The organism is Parapedobacter lycopersici, from assembly GCF_040395035.1.
GTDB lineage: Bacteria > Bacteroidota > Bacteroidia > Sphingobacteriales > Sphingobacteriaceae > Parapedobacter > Parapedobacter lycopersici_A.
In genome coordinates, this window is sequence record NZ_JBEBRB010000063.1 from 1 (window position 1) to 13,905 (window position 13,905).

Sequence of the window (13,905 nt, forward strand, 5' to 3'; positions counted from 1 at the left end):
AAACCGGAAAGGAGGCCGTTATGAATCTTATCCAAAAAATTGAACACTGGGGCGACACCCATCATCCTCGGTGGCTAGATGCGCTGCGCATCGTGCTGGGCATTGCTATTTTTCTAAGGGGGGTAACGTTTTTAGGCAATACCGAGTCCCTGCGGATCTTGCTGGCAAGCACGAACATTCCCGAACTTTATACTTGGGCGGCAGTGCATTATATCGCGTTCGCGCACCTGGTTGGTGGTACCCTGATCGCCATCGGCCTACTGACCCGTGTAGCAGTCGGGTTTCAGTTACCCATTTTACTCGGTGCCGTCTTTCTCGTCAATCTCCCACAGGGGTTTACTTTTCTAAACTCGGAACTCTGGGCTTCACTGCTTATACTGGTGTTACTCATTGTCTTCTTTATTTCGGGCTCAGGTCCATACTCGCTTGACCACCAAATGCGTGGACGGCGAAAATCTACCCTGAGGGAGTAATACAAAGGCCCATTTCGTAGCTTGGTCCAGTTATTGCATTACATTTGGTAATTTAATTGACCCTGCTATGAAAAAATTGGCATTTATTATCATGATCGCCGGCATTACGGCATTTTCCTCCTGCGCGACCTATTCGAATGGCCGCGGAAATAACGGCATGCCTCCGGGCAAGGCAAAAAAAATATTCGGAACGAAGTCCGCAAAGCCTTTTGCTCCCGGGCAGCAAAAAAGAAAAGGAGGACAGCACCGCCAGCATAGCGTCTTTCATTATCAATCCGGCCAAAGATAAACCGGACAGCGGGTTCCGGTTTATTATAATAAAACATCTTTGCTCAGCAATTGTTGTCCTCTCAGTTCACGCATAATCCGGTAATAACGTAATTGAAGGGTGATGAATAAGGATAAAAAAACAAGACCTGCCGACGATCAAAAAGAGAAAGCGGAAAAAATCAAAAAACGCGAGGAACGGCTCGACAAAGAAATCGAACAGTCATTTCCGGCAAGCGACCCGCCTTCGTATTCCCAGCCGGGAAACGACAAAAAAGATCAATAGCTGCGCGGTGGCGTATTGGTTTACAGGGGCCTATAACCACCCCTGGATGCTCTCGCTTTGCCATACTATCCCATTGCGCCCGGGGTAACTCCGGTATGAGTCCGGTAAAAACCCGAAAAATACTGGACTCATGGTGGACTCACCCTGGACTCATACTGGACTCATCCCGAAAAATCTTCCGAATTAACCGGAAAAGCCCATTCATTGTCCTCCTTAAAACATCGCCATACGGCGCTGTTTCGTTTTCCATAATTTCGTTATCTTCATCCCTGAAAAGATCGCTATGCCAACTGTCCCACCGCTAAAAATACTCAAAGCCTCCGCCGGATCAGGGAAGACGTTTAGTCTTACCGCCCATTACCTGACGCTGGTATTTGCGGGTGCACATAAATACCGGGAGATCCTCGCCATTACCTTTACCAACAAGGCAACGGCGGAAATGAAAGGCCGCATTTTGGAGGTATTGGAACATCTCGCTACCGGGGACGGTACGCAGGCAGATCGGGCAACGGGCTACCGGGAACTCCTCCTGCAGGCATACCCTCAGTGGGATATCACCGCACTGAAGCTGCAGGCTGCCGAGGTGTACCGTAAAATCCTGCATGATTACAGCCGGTTCTCGGTCAGCACAATCGACGGCTTTACCCAAAAGATCATCCGGGGGTTCACATTTGAACTGGGTATTGATTCTGGGTATAAACTGGAAATGAATACCCGGAAAGTAAAGGCCGACCTGGTGCTCCGCCTCAACCGGCTGCTGGACGAACGCCCCGACCTGCTGCAGTGGATCACCGATTACGCAAAAACCCAGATAGACAAGGACGAAAGCTGGAATTACCGTTGGACGCTCAACAACCTTGCCTCGGAAATTTTCAAAGAGGATTTCCAGGATTTTGATCAGGCGATCGCTCATATCCCCGAGGAAACGCTTTTTGACAGCCTCAATAATTATTGCAAGACCGCAACGGCCCAATTTGAACTGGAGTTTGAGGCTTTGCTCAAAACCGCAGCCAGGCTATTTGCGACTTCAGGGGTAACCGCTGCAGACCTGGCAGGAAAATCGCAGAACCAACTTGGAAAGCTGCCATCACTTTCGGCACAGGACCCTTATAGCACCGTCAAAAAACTGGAAAAGTACATCGATACGCCGGAGGCTTGGCAGAAAGGTGGACTAACCGGATCGGTAGCCTCGCTGTATCAACAATTGAATCCGGTACTCGAACAGCTATATCAGTATTACACCGAGCACAGCGGGGACTTTTACCTGGCCCGCGCCATCGATGAAAACTTATATTACCTCCGTCTGCTGAAGGAAATGAGCGCGCTCCTTGCCCAATGGCGTAAAACGAACCGCGCACAGCTAATCAGCGATGCACAGGTATTGCTCAACCGCATTGGCGTTAACGAGTCAGGTGACCCGACCTTCATATGGGAGAAAACAGGCAACCGCTTCCGGCACTTTCTTTTTGATGAATTCCAGGACACTTCCCGAAAACAGTGGGATAACCTGCGGCCATTGCTTATCAACGCCATGGCCAACGCGACAGGAAAGCGTAGCGAACACCTGATGGTAGGCGATGTTAAACAGAGTATTTACCGCTGGCGTAATGGCGATTGGCGCATTTTGCTCGACCGGGCCGAGCAGCAGCTTGCCCGGGCGTTTAACCGGACGGATATGGCATCGCTTATTCAGCAGGAAACACTGGAGGTAAACTACCGTAGCCAAGAGCAGATTGTGGCCTTTAACAACGTACTGTACCAGCATGCGCCGCGGTGGCTCCAGGGCCGGCTCAATGATAAAATTGCAAGCCAGCTAGGCGAATCGGAATACCAGCGCTGGTGGGTTTCCTCCGGCAATCACGACACAATCATCCGGGCATACGGGGACAGCACGCAACGGATGCCGGAGCATGCAGCCCACAAAAAGGGAGGCGCCGTGGAGGTTTCTTTTATTGACGTCGCCAGCAACAATCACCGGTCCAATGCAGTAAAAGAGGAGGCGCTGGCCCGCCTGTCGGATACGCTCTTCCAGTGGATCGCTTCCGGCCGTTACCGGCCAGAGCAGATCGGCATCCTGGTACGCACGAATAATGAAGCCCGTGAAATCATCCAGTATGTACTTGGGCAGCAGCGTGAAAAAGCAGTTTTTTTCGATGTGATGTCGGGCGATGCGCTGGCATTGGCTAACAGTCCGGCCGTACGCCTGCTTATCAATACCCTACAGGCACTGGTGGGAAAGACGGCCGACAGTGCGTTATACCGCGCCAATTGTATTTACCTTTTCCAGCAGCTTCAACCTAAGCGGGCGCCCGCCGATGAAGACTGGCTGCGAATCAAATACAGTGCCCCTCCACAATTGGAGGGGCTACTTCCGCCATCGCTTTGCACCAATTGGGACAGCTGGGCGCAGCTTCCGCTGGCCGAACTGACGGAAAAACTGATTACCGCCTATGCGCTGAACGCACAGCCTGGAAACCTGCCGTACCTGCTGGCATTCCGCGACCTGGTCGCAGCATTTACCGCAAGCGGGGAACGGGGCATTCCGGCATTTCTCACCTATTGGAACGAGGAGGGAGCCGATCGCGCACTGCCGGCAAGTGCCAAGGTGAACGCTGTGGAAGTGCTCACCATCCATAAATCCAAAGGCCTCGCATTTGACGCAGTGATGATCCCATTCTGTGGCTGGCCGGTAGACGGCAAGGCTAACGGCGACTTCTGGGTGGACGTGCGTCAGACCCCCTACGCCCTGCTCGGTAAAACACCGGTGAAATATAAAGCAGATTTAGGCAAATCGACTTTATACCGGGCCTATTACGAGGAAATGCTGTTCAATTATATGGATGCGATTAACACATTATATGTGGCTACGACACGCGCGCGGCAACACCTGTACATCACGGCTCCCGGGAAAAAGGGAACCGGCGAAATCAGCACGCTGGTGGCCGGCGACCTGCTGCTGGAGGTACTCCCGGACCACGCGAACGAACTGGGCGCGGTATACGATGCCGGCATCCGTACCGGCAGTCTGGACGCAGTGCCGGAAGCTGCGGAAACACGCCCGGACAGCGGACAGGCTGGCTGGTGGTTCGACCACTACCCCGTTTCGGACCGCATACAGGAGGAACTGGCCCGGCCGGAAATGATGGGTGAACTGGATGTAATCAAGCTCGATGATGCCAAACGGCAGGGCCGCCTGTTGCATGAGCTGATGGAACTTGCGACGGCTGCGGAGGAGCTGGACCTGCACCTGGACCACCTGCAGGCGCAGGGGCTGCTGAAAGCCGATGAACGGGATCCGATACTGACACTGGCCAGACGGACCTGGAATCATCCGCACCTGGGGATGCTGTTGCATGGCCCGTACCGGCATTTAAATGAACGCAGCATCATCCTGCCCGATGGCACCACCCTGCGGCCGGACAAAGTGCTTGCCAGTTCCGACGAAACCATCGTGCTGGATTTCAAGTTTACACATCATCAGGATGAATCACACGTACGGCAGGTGAAGGCCTATCAGGCGATGCTGCTCGAAATGGGCATGCCCGGCGTAAAAGGATTTATTTACTATGGCGCGCTTGAAAAATTAGTTGAAGTTTAATGGAAGGACACGATGACGCCATTTCTTAAGCAAGTTGCGGAAGATTTACTGCATCGCTTCGGCGATGACCTGAAAGACATTGCCGTGGTGCTGCCCAACAAGCGGCCGGCGGTATTTCTCCGGAAATACCTGGCTGGTCTCCACGGTCGGCCACTTTGGAGCCCCCAGTTTTTTACCGTCCAGGAATTCTTCGCCCAGAGCACGACGGCATCACAAGCCAGTCCGCTTACCCAGTTTTTTGCGCTCCATTGCCTACACAACCAGCTGCTGCGGGAAGAAGGCCGGCCTGAGGAAACCCCGGACGAATTTTACCCGCTGGCAGAGACCATACTCAGTGATTTTGCCCAACTCGACTACGAACTGGTACCCCCTGTCGAAATATACGCCGAATTGCGTGATATCGCGTTGCTCCAGCAGCGATTCCCGCATTTATCTGCCGAACAGCAACGGTTTATGCAGCAATTCTGGGATTCGTTTTCAGCAGGCAAACAGACCGCTGTGCAGCAACAGTTTTTGCAACTCTGGGGGCGATTGCCCCAACTATACCTTCGGTTTAACGCAGAACTGGCCAACCGGCAGCTGATTACCACCGCCGGCATTTACCGCGCCCTCGCCGAAGGCACCGCACCCGCCGGGGATTTCATCCGGGATTACCGAAAGGCTGTGTTCGTTGGATTCAATGCCCTCAACAAATGCGAGGCTACACTTTTTACACGGTGGCAAGAACAGGAACAGGCCCTTTTTTATTTTGATGCAGATGCGTATTACGTGGACGATCCGCTGCAGGAAGCCGGCATGTTCCTCCGCCGCAACATTGTCCAGTATGGCCTGCGTAATGCGCTGGGCGATTTTCCCGCCGAATTGGGCTCGCGGGATGAACCGATCGACATCGTGGCGGCTTCGGGCAGTATCGCTCAGGCCAAATGGCTTTCTACACAACTGCAGAATGACCCGGCGCCCAACGCATCACCTTCCCGGACAGCCATCATCCTTGCCGATGAAGGATTGCTTATTCCGGTGTTACAGAGCCTGCCCGACGGAACCCCTTTCAATATCACCATGGGCTATCCGCTGATGCAGTCGCCGCTCTTCGGACTGATCGATCTGTGGCTCACCATCCAGCAATACCTTGACGGCAACCACGGTCGGTACGTGCACCACCTGGATGTAGTCGCCGTATTGGCGCACCCGCTGACCGGTGTCGCACCCACAGAGCGGCAGCAGCTCCAGCAGGCCATCCACGAAAATGAATGGCTGGACGTGCCTGTTGCGGCTTTGCGGCTGAAAACTGGCGGCTTTGCGGAGTTCTTTGCTCCGCAGGAAGGGGGTGCCGCGGTGCTGCTGGCGTTGCACCGGTTGCTGGAGGGGTTGTTACAACAGCGCCAGGACAACGGCACATTGCGACACCTGGAGGCATCGCTCATGCTGGCAACCAAAAAGGCGCTTAACCTGCTACAGGAAGGGCTGGCCGACTATACGGAACTATCGGTTTCATTTCTCTGCCTGCTCGTCCGCAAAGCGCTCCAAAGTGTATCGGCTCCGATTGAGGGTGAGCCACTGAACGGGATACAGATTATGGGGCTGCTGGAGAGCCGGTGCCTCGACTTTGATGAAGTATACCTCATCGGTGCCAACGAAGGCACGCTACCAAAAATTACCCTGGGTAACACCTTTATCCCCGATTCCATCCGCCGTGCACACGGACTGCCCGTACTCGAAAACCAGGACGCCTTATCGGCCTACCTGTTTTACCGCCTGCTGCACACCCCACAACGTATCACCTTTGTTTACAACCAGGTCGTAGACGATCGCAGCAGTGGCGAGTTAAGCCGTTTCGTGCGACAGCTGGCCTTTGAAAGCCGTTTCTCTTTCCGCCCGGCCATGCACCAGCAGCCGATAAAGGCAATGCCTGCACCACCAATGCTCCGTATCGCCAAAACCGGAGCGGTATGGAAGAAACTGCTAAAATATCTCGACGCCTCGGACCCCGGTCGCTTAAGGCTGTCGGCCACCGCATTTACCACTTACGTCCAGTCACCGCTGCTGTTTTTCCTAAAATATGTGGCCGACATCAAGGAGCCCCCAAAAATGGCCGAAGAGTTTGAAATGAACAGGCTGGGCACGGTGGTGCATGGAGCCATGCAGCACATTTACGAAGACCTTCGTGACCGGGAGAACCGGATAGACGCGGAAAGTATCCGCAGAAAACTGACGGAAGTACCCGCAATATGCCTGGCAGCACTCTCGGAAGCCACCTACGGGAGTCCTGGCAAAATAACCGCGCCCAATAGCATGCAGCGTATCCTGCTTAAGATCGCAGTGGAGTATACCACGCTCTTCCTGTTGCACGACGCCAGCGAAGTGGCACCATTCCGGATCATCGAACTGGAGAATGGGCAGGATTATACATTGGATATTCCCATTACGGTAAACGGGGGCGCATATACCGTGCGCCTTTACGGCATTATCGACCGGGTGGATGAGGTTGCTGGCAAAATCCGCATTGTGGACTATAAAACCGGTCGGGATGAGGTGAAGTTCCATAGCGAAGAGACCCTGTTTGCCCCCGCATCCGAAAAGAGCAACAAGGCCCTGCTGCAAACCCTGTTTTATACCTATATCTACGAACAGGTAACCGGGAGGACAGGCATTGAACCCCACCTGTATGTTGCCCGCAGGCTACGCCGGGAAGGTTCATTGTTTTATCGGAGCGGCCGCGGCCGCATTACCATGCAGGATGAATTCCTGGAACGTTTAAAGGACGGGTTTTCCGGTTTCCTCCGGGAAACCCTTGAAGAACTGTTTAACCCGGAAATACCGTTCGCCAATAATCCACAGGCGCCGCTATTCGACGGCGACCCCTACGGTGAATTCATCGGCCGTGCGGCAGCATTGGAAGACGAGTAAGCGGTTTGCCTACGCGGTGGCCTGCCGGATGGCCAGCTGCTGGGCCACTTTTCCCGCGATGTCAACGAAAGCATGGGCCACGGGATTATCTTCATCCATCACCACAGGCAGTCCGCTATCGCCGGCGTCGCTGATGCTTTTTACCAGCGGTATTTCGCCAAGGAACGGTGCACTGTACCGTTCGGCCAGTTGTTTCCCGCCATCTTTTCCAAAGATGTAATACCGATGGTCGGGGAGCTCTGCCGGTGTAAAATAGGCCATGTTTTCGACTACACCAAGCAGGGGAATGTTAATGGCATCCATCAGGAACATGCCGATGCCTTTGACCGCATCGGCAAGCGCCACCTGCTGGGGAGTGGTTACCACCACGGCACCGGCAATGGGAAATCCCTGGGCTACAGTAATGTGCACGTCGCCTGTTCCAGGGGGCAGGTCAACCACCAGGTAATCCAGTTCACCCCAGTCCGCGTCATTGAACAGCTGCTTAACGGCGGTGCTTACCATCGGGCCACGCCAGGGAATGGCCTGATTCGGGTCGGTAAAGAAGCCGATGGACAGCAGTTTTATTCCGTATTTTTCAATCGGCTCAATTTTTGTTTTCCCGTCGGGTGTCTTCGAGGCCCTGGGCCTTGCCCCTTCCAGTCCGAACATAATGGGGAGCGAAGGGCCATAAATATCGGCGTCTACCAGTCCTGTTTTTGCGCCGGTAGCGCTCAATGCCAGTGCCAGGTTAGCGGCAACGGTGGATTTACCAACTCCGCCCTTGCCGGAGGCGACGAGGATAATGTTCTTTATGTTGGGCAGCTGATTGCTTCCCAGACCAACCACGTTGGATGTCATATTGATTTCGACGGCAATCGTCTTGTCCACAAACAGGGCAATGGCGTTCCGGCAGGCGTGTTCGATATGGCCCTTTAAGGGGCAGGCGGGGGTGGTGAGCACCACGTCGAACCGAATGGTTGTCGGCGTAATTTCGACATTGCGTATCATGTTCAACGTGACCAGGTCCTTTTTCAGGTCCGGTTCCTCTACGTGGCTCAGTGCGTGAAGTACTTGTTCTTTCGTGATCATTATTCCAACCCGGGTTTATGCACACAAAACTACGTAAACATCCACACAAACTTGTCATGGCTTTGTTTTTAATAATAATTATGCCGTATTTTATGCAATGGATACACCCGTCAGGATATGAACAATTGGTTTAGCAGGTTCTTAACTAAAATCACCAAAAAACAGCTCATCATCGCGGGTATCGTTGCGGGCGTATTGCTGGTTGCGGGTGCCATCGCATTGGCCGTAATCTATCATAAACGGGAAAACCTGCTGACTACCGCCTTGGCTCGGATACAGTCTACCATGGCTGAGCGATACCAGGTCGACCTGGCCATTGATACCGCTTACTTCTCGGGGCTGAGCACGGTCACATTTCAGGGCGTCACGTTGACGCCGCAGGGACGGGAGCAGTTGATGAAAGTCAGGGATATGTCCGTGCGCGTACGGTTATTCCCGCTGCTGGTGGGAAATATCAAGTTCGGCCAGCTGCGTATCTATGACACGGACCTCACGCTGGTCAAGAAAGACAGCGTAAGCAATTACGATTTTATCTTCCGCAAAGCGGATAGCACCGTAGTGGAGCCGGAAGTAAAAGCTCGCCCGGAGGTAAGCCTCGCCCAAGCGGCAAACCGGATGCTCAATGATGTTCTTTACAAGATTCCGAAGGACATGGAGCTGCGGAATTTTTCCTTCTCGTACCGCGACGACAGCACACACCAGTATATCCGTATTCCAAAAGCAGATGTAGACCGGGGTAGCCTCACCTCGGCGGTATTCCTCAATGACAACAGCGCAGCCTGGCAGGTGAGCGGCACACTGAACCCCGACCGGCGACAGCTGTCCATTAAGGTACATGCCAACGGCAAACGCATTGCCATTCCGTTGCTGGAGCGCAAATTCGGACTGGAATTGAGTTTTGATACCCTGGAGACACGCCTCCGTGACGTATTCTGGACGAATAACGAACTCCTGCATTTCACGGGAGAATGGGCGGTAAAAAACCTGACCATTAACCACCGGCGTATCGCAGAGGAAGATATCGTATTTCCCGATGCGCATATGGATGCGGAACTGATCGTGGGCAACAGTCACGTGGAGCTGGCCAAAAAAACGGCTGTTACGGTTAAAAAGCTGACCGTGCATCCCTATATCCGTTATACAACCGCACCCAACGAGACGTATGCGCTGGGCATTGAAACACCCGAGATGGAAGCCCAGGATCTGTTTGATGCATTCCCGAAAGGGCTGTTCACCGCACTGGAAGGTATCCGCGTGTCCGGCAAAATCCAGTATCACCTGGACGCTTTTTTAGATACTGACAACCCGGACAGCGTACGGTTCAACTCCAGCATGATGCAGGATAATTTCAAGGTGAATGCATGGGGCAACGCCAACATTCCAAAAATCAACACAACATTCGTCTATACGCCGTACGAGAATGAAAAACCCGTCCGGGATATTGTTGTTGGTCCTGAAAACCCCGATTTCACCCCGATCGGCCAAATATCGCCTTACCTTAAGAACGCCATCCTTACAACGGAGGACCCCTCGTTTTATAGCCATAATGGATTCGTGGAGGAAGCCATACGGACATCGATCGCAACCAATTACAAGGCGCGGTCATTCAAACGGGGTGGGAGTACGATTTCGATGCAACTGGTAAAAAACGTATACCTCAACCGAAACAAAACCATGGTACGGAAGCTGGAGGAGATCCTCATCGTTTGGCTCATGGAAAGCACCCGTGCCGTCAGCAAAGACCGGATGTACGAGGTGTACCTGAATATTATTGAGTGGGGCCGGAACGTATACGGCATCGGCGAAGCGGCAAGGTATTATTTCAGCAAACAGCCTTCGCAGCTAACCCTTGGCGAGAGCATTTACCTGGCCAGTATCGTACCCCGCCCAAAGACGGGTTTATATGCATTTACGTATTATGGCGGACTCAAACCCTATATTTCAAGTTATTTCCGCTACATCGGAAACATCATGGCACGGCGCGGATTAGCACCGGCGGATTCAACCGGCAGTTATGGGTTTTACGCCGTGAATGTAAGGGAAGCGCTTCGGCCGGACAAACCGGCGTCGGCAGACACGTTACAGCTGCAGATGCCCCAGCGCAATTTTGACGGTGAGCTGGAAGAAATCCGCGGGCTGCTCGACCGGATTTTCGGACCGGGCGACCCGGAAGAGGAGCTGCAGTAAAATGCCGCATGGGCTGCCTGCCACATTGCGGTTGAGGGGCTCATACGAAAAATGCGGAGTGGTTTTCTTGATACCGCTCAGGTATCCATCAATAAATAAACGGCTAATCATCCATTGGGGTAATAAATGAAGATGAATTAATAGTTTTTAAATGAAAATAACGATTGACCAGAAACAGTTTGAGCTGTTGATTGACTATCACCAGATCAAGAAGCGGATCCGGCTCATCGGCATTCAGCTGAATGTTACCTACGAAAACCAACATCCCGTTTTTATCGGGGTGCTGAATGGCTGCTTTATGTTTATGGCCGACTTAATGAAGCAGATCCACATTGCATGCGAGCTTTCCTTCGTGAAGCTGGCGTCCTATACCGGTACAGAACGGCAGGCACGGGTAAAGGAGCTGATTGGCCTGGAGATGGATTTGGCTGGGCGCGACGTCGTGATTGTGGAAGATGTGGTGGACTCGGGAAACTCCCTGAAACATACGCTGGATATTATCCGAGACCAACAGCCCAGGTCGGTCGCTGTATGCACCCTGTTGCTTAAACCGGATGCGCTGGTGCACCAATTTGATAACATCGCCTATGTGGGCTTCGAGATAGCCAACGATTTTGTGATTGGCTATGGGCTGGACTACAACGGTGCCGGACGGACGTTCCCGGATATTTACCGGGAAGTAACAGGGTAATTTCCGGAACGCCGCGCATAGCCGCTACTCTTCACTGAGCGGGTCCCAAAAAACACGGCTAAAATCGGTTACCTGATCGTCAACAACGGTGACCCCCTCATTTTCAAGCAGCTGCTGCATCAGCGTCGGGCTGCCGAAAGCCATTTTGCCGCTTAAAACGCCTATCCGGTTAACCACCCGATGGGCGGGAATGGGCGGGTTGGCGCGGTGTGCCGCGCGCATGGCGTAGCCCACCATGCGGGAGGAGCCTGCCGTACCCAACGCACGAGCTATTGCGCCATAGGACGTCACCCGCCCTTCGGGAATCTGCCGGACCACTTGGTATACCTGTTCAAAAAAGTTGTCGTCTTGCCGCATACAGACAAATATAATGGTTTCCGGATGCTTCTCCACAATAAGCAGCGCCACAGTTTTTCACATCGGGGCCATCCACCCAAAGCGTTGGGGCTGACAGGCCGCAGGAGGCTTATGCTTCGTGCTCCTGCGTGAAATTATTTCGCATTCTGATCAATTCGCGCTAATTTTACGGCCATATCGAAGCCAGGTCAATGATGCAGCGGTTTTTTCTTTTTTTCCTGATCACCATGGGACTGGGGTTTGCGTCCCATCGGGTACAAGGTGCACTGCTTACGGCGGCACAGCAACCGTCGGTAAGAGACTCGCTGCGCCAGGCGGCGTTACTGGAAAAATTGCGGCTGGCCGATTCCATACGGCATGTGCAGGATTCCCTCGCTATGCAATATATCGGGCTCCCCGACCCTAACCGGCCAAACCACTTTGCCGATAGCCTAAGGGACGTGCTGGTGGTAAAGAACGGGGATTTTATGGGCTGGATCGCCTTTACAAACCGCCTGGCCGCCCAACTTAAGCCGGGCAGTGACCGGGCAGGGAGGGATCCATGGGTGATCATTACCATTGGCCTGCTGTTCTTGTTTCTGGGCATTGTACGTCTGGCGTTTCCCAATGAGGTGATGTCCATTATCCAGGCGTTCTATAACGATCGTATGCTCATGCAGATCAACAAGGAAGATACGCTATATAGCTCCTGGCCGTTTATCTTTCTGTATATTTTATTTGGATTTGTGACGGGTATGTTCCTGTATCACTACAACTTGTATTACCTGGGGCATGCCCGTGCACACGGTGTGAATGTCTTTCTGGGCATATCACTGTTCGTAATCGTACTCTTTGTGCTCAAAATTATTGTTACCCGCCTGCTGGGGTTCGTGTTTGATCTGCAGCGCATGGTCAGGGAATACGTCGCGGTATTATACCTCAGCTATTTTAATGCGGCGCTGGTGTTCCTTCCCATCGTCCTGGCGCTGAGCCTCCTCCCCGTCCGCGATATGTTCTGGGTGATCCCGGTTAGCCTCATACTGGTGCTGGCATTGTTGATATTCCGGTTTGTGAAAACGGCGAACAACTTATTGGGCAGTTACCGATTTTCTAAATTTTATTTATTTATGTATCTTTGCTGCCTCGAAATCGCTCCGGTACTCATCTTAATAAAAGTACTTGATAAATAATGTAAGCAGCATGCAAGTGTCAGACGCAGATAGAGCAAAGAAAGTAAAAAGCATATTAGTAACACTGCCTAAGCCAGAGAACGACAAATCTCCTTATTTTGCCCTGGCGCAGAAATATAACCTGAAACTGGATTTCCGGGCGTTTATTCATGTAGAGGGGGTGCCGGCCCGCGAAGTACGTAAAGAGCGGATTAACCTGGCGGATTTCACGGCGGTTATTTTTACCAGCCGCAATGCGGCAGACCATTTTTTCCGCGTCTGCGAAGAAATGCGGTATGAGGTTCCCGCCGACATGAAGTATTTCTGCCTTTCGGAAACCATCGCGCTTTACCTTCAAAAATACATTCAATACCGGAAACGTAAGATTTTCTTTGGCAAACAATCGGCTAAAGACCTGGCGGATGTTTTGAAGAAACACGCGAAGGAAAAATTCCTGTATCCCTGTTCGGATGTGGCCAACGAAGAAACACATAACTGGCTGCAGGAGAATGGCTATGACTTTACACCGGCCGTTTTATTCCGTACGGTGGTCAGCGACCTTTCCGACTTAAAGGACGTTTTTTACGACATTATTGTATTCTTCAGCCCCTCGAGCGTCCAGTCTCTGTATGAGAATTTCCCGGATTTCAAACAGAACGATACCCGGCTTGCGGCCTTCGGCCCAACCACCCACCAGGCCCTCCTGGACCGGGATCTGATTTTGGATATTCCGGCACCAACGCCGGACGCGCCGAGCATGACCATGGCCGTGGAACAATACATCAAACAGGTAAACAAGTAGCAGCGGGCACCCGTTTCTTTTCAAACCTTATTCGGTTTCCCCACCCGAGTGGGGGAAAAGCATCGTTTTCAAAATATATTTGTCTATTTTGAGGAAATACAACTACTTTTTATAAATT

11 protein-coding genes are annotated in these 13,905 nt (G+C 52.6%); 9 read left to right on the forward strand and 2 right to left on the reverse strand.

What is annotated here, in order from left to right; genetic code table 11:
• The 5 genes from ABWO75_RS11110 to ABWO75_RS11130 all read left to right on the forward strand — a co-directional run.
• Positions 1–473: DoxX family protein (locus ABWO75_RS11110; protein WP_353185525.1), on the forward strand; the 473-nt coding region annotated here is incomplete at its 5' end.
• A gap of 67 nt (positions 474–540) precedes the next feature.
• Entirely contained in the window at positions 541–762 is a 222-nt protein-coding gene (locus ABWO75_RS11115; RefSeq protein WP_353185527.1) for a hypothetical protein, read from the forward strand.
• Between the two features lie 102 nt (positions 763–864).
• A complete protein-coding gene (locus ABWO75_RS11120; protein ID WP_353185529.1) occupies positions 865–1,026 on the forward strand; it encodes a hypothetical protein in 162 nt (53 codons plus the stop codon).
• Positions 1,027–1,309: 283 nt separating this feature from the next.
• Positions 1,310–4,624 (forward strand): UvrD-helicase domain-containing protein, encoded by a 3,315-nt coding sequence (locus ABWO75_RS11125; protein WP_353185531.1) that lies wholly within the window; start codon positions 1,310–1,312, stop codon positions 4,622–4,624.
• A 12-nt stretch (positions 4,625–4,636) separates the two neighbouring features.
• The gene (locus tag ABWO75_RS11130; protein WP_353185533.1) at positions 4,637–7,531 is read left to right on the forward strand and encodes a PD-(D/E)XK nuclease family protein; all 2,895 of its coding nucleotides are present in this window, start codon (positions 4,637–4,639) and stop codon (positions 7,529–7,531) included.
• Positions 7,532–7,540: 9 nt separating this feature from the next.
• On the opposite strand, the gene ABWO75_RS11135 is transcribed toward ABWO75_RS11130, so the two are convergent.
• Entirely contained in the window at positions 7,541–8,602 is a 1,062-nt protein-coding gene (locus ABWO75_RS11135; protein ID WP_257658397.1) for an Mrp/NBP35 family ATP-binding protein, read from the reverse strand.
• A gap of 117 nt (positions 8,603–8,719) precedes the next feature.
• Between ABWO75_RS11135 and ABWO75_RS11140 the strand changes: the two genes are divergently transcribed.
• Positions 8,720–10,789 carry a transglycosylase domain-containing protein gene (locus ABWO75_RS11140; protein WP_353185535.1) on the forward strand — a complete coding sequence of 690 codons (2,070 nt, stop codon included), beginning with the start codon at positions 8,720–8,722 and terminating at the stop codon, positions 10,787–10,789.
• Positions 10,790–10,940: 151 nt separating this feature from the next.
• Positions 10,941–11,480: a hypoxanthine phosphoribosyltransferase gene (gene hpt, locus ABWO75_RS11145; RefSeq protein WP_353185537.1), complete on the forward strand. Its 540-nt coding sequence runs from the start codon at positions 10,941–10,943 to the stop codon at positions 11,478–11,480.
• A gap of 24 nt (positions 11,481–11,504) precedes the next feature.
• On the opposite strand, the gene ABWO75_RS11150 is transcribed toward hpt, so the two are convergent.
• A complete protein-coding gene (locus ABWO75_RS11150) occupies positions 11,505–11,837 on the reverse strand; it encodes an MGMT family protein (RefSeq protein WP_353185539.1) in 333 nt (110 codons plus the stop codon).
• 191 nt (positions 11,838–12,028) lie between these two features.
• Here ABWO75_RS11150 and ABWO75_RS11155 point away from each other — a divergent pair, with 191 nt between their 5' ends.
• Both ABWO75_RS11155 and ABWO75_RS11160 read left to right on the forward strand, forming a co-directional pair.
• Positions 12,029–13,006 (forward strand): DUF4271 domain-containing protein, encoded by a 978-nt coding sequence (locus tag ABWO75_RS11155; RefSeq protein ID WP_353185541.1) that lies wholly within the window; start codon positions 12,029–12,031, stop codon positions 13,004–13,006.
• Positions 13,007–13,016: 10 nt separating this feature from the next.
• Positions 13,017–13,787, forward strand: coding sequence for a uroporphyrinogen-III synthase (locus tag ABWO75_RS11160; RefSeq protein ID WP_257658402.1), 771 nt, complete (start codon positions 13,017–13,019; stop codon positions 13,785–13,787).
• The last annotated feature ends 118 nt before the right edge of the window (positions 13,788–13,905 follow it).

What these genes read in the sequence shown, in the direction of transcription:
- ABWO75_RS11160 (WP_257658402.1), top strand. Translation starts at nt 13,017, where the DNA reads ATGCAAGTGTCAGACGCAGATAGAGCAAAGAAAGTAAAAAGCATATTA.
- ABWO75_RS11120 (WP_353185529.1), top strand. Translation starts at nt 865, where the DNA reads ATGAATAAGGATAAAAAAACAAGACCTGCCGACGATCAAAAAGAGAAA.
- ABWO75_RS11135 (WP_257658397.1), bottom strand. Translation starts at nt 8,602, where the DNA reads ATGATCACGAAAGAACAAGTACTTCACGCACTGAGCCACGTAGAGGAA.
- ABWO75_RS11140 (WP_353185535.1), top strand. Translation starts at nt 8,720, where the DNA reads ATGAACAATTGGTTTAGCAGGTTCTTAACTAAAATCACCAAAAAACAG.
- ABWO75_RS11115 (WP_353185527.1), top strand. Translation starts at nt 541, where the DNA reads ATGAAAAAATTGGCATTTATTATCATGATCGCCGGCATTACGGCATTT.
- ABWO75_RS11125 (WP_353185531.1), top strand. Translation starts at nt 1,310, where the DNA reads ATGCCAACTGTCCCACCGCTAAAAATACTCAAAGCCTCCGCCGGATCA.
- ABWO75_RS11150 (WP_353185539.1), bottom strand. Translation starts at nt 11,837, where the DNA reads ATGCGGCAAGACGACAACTTTTTTGAACAGGTATACCAAGTGGTCCGG.
- ABWO75_RS11130 (WP_353185533.1), top strand. Translation starts at nt 4,637, where the DNA reads ATGACGCCATTTCTTAAGCAAGTTGCGGAAGATTTACTGCATCGCTTC.
- hpt (WP_353185537.1), top strand. Translation starts at nt 10,941, where the DNA reads ATGAAAATAACGATTGACCAGAAACAGTTTGAGCTGTTGATTGACTAT.
- ABWO75_RS11155 (WP_353185541.1), top strand. Translation starts at nt 12,029, where the DNA reads ATGATGCAGCGGTTTTTTCTTTTTTTCCTGATCACCATGGGACTGGGG.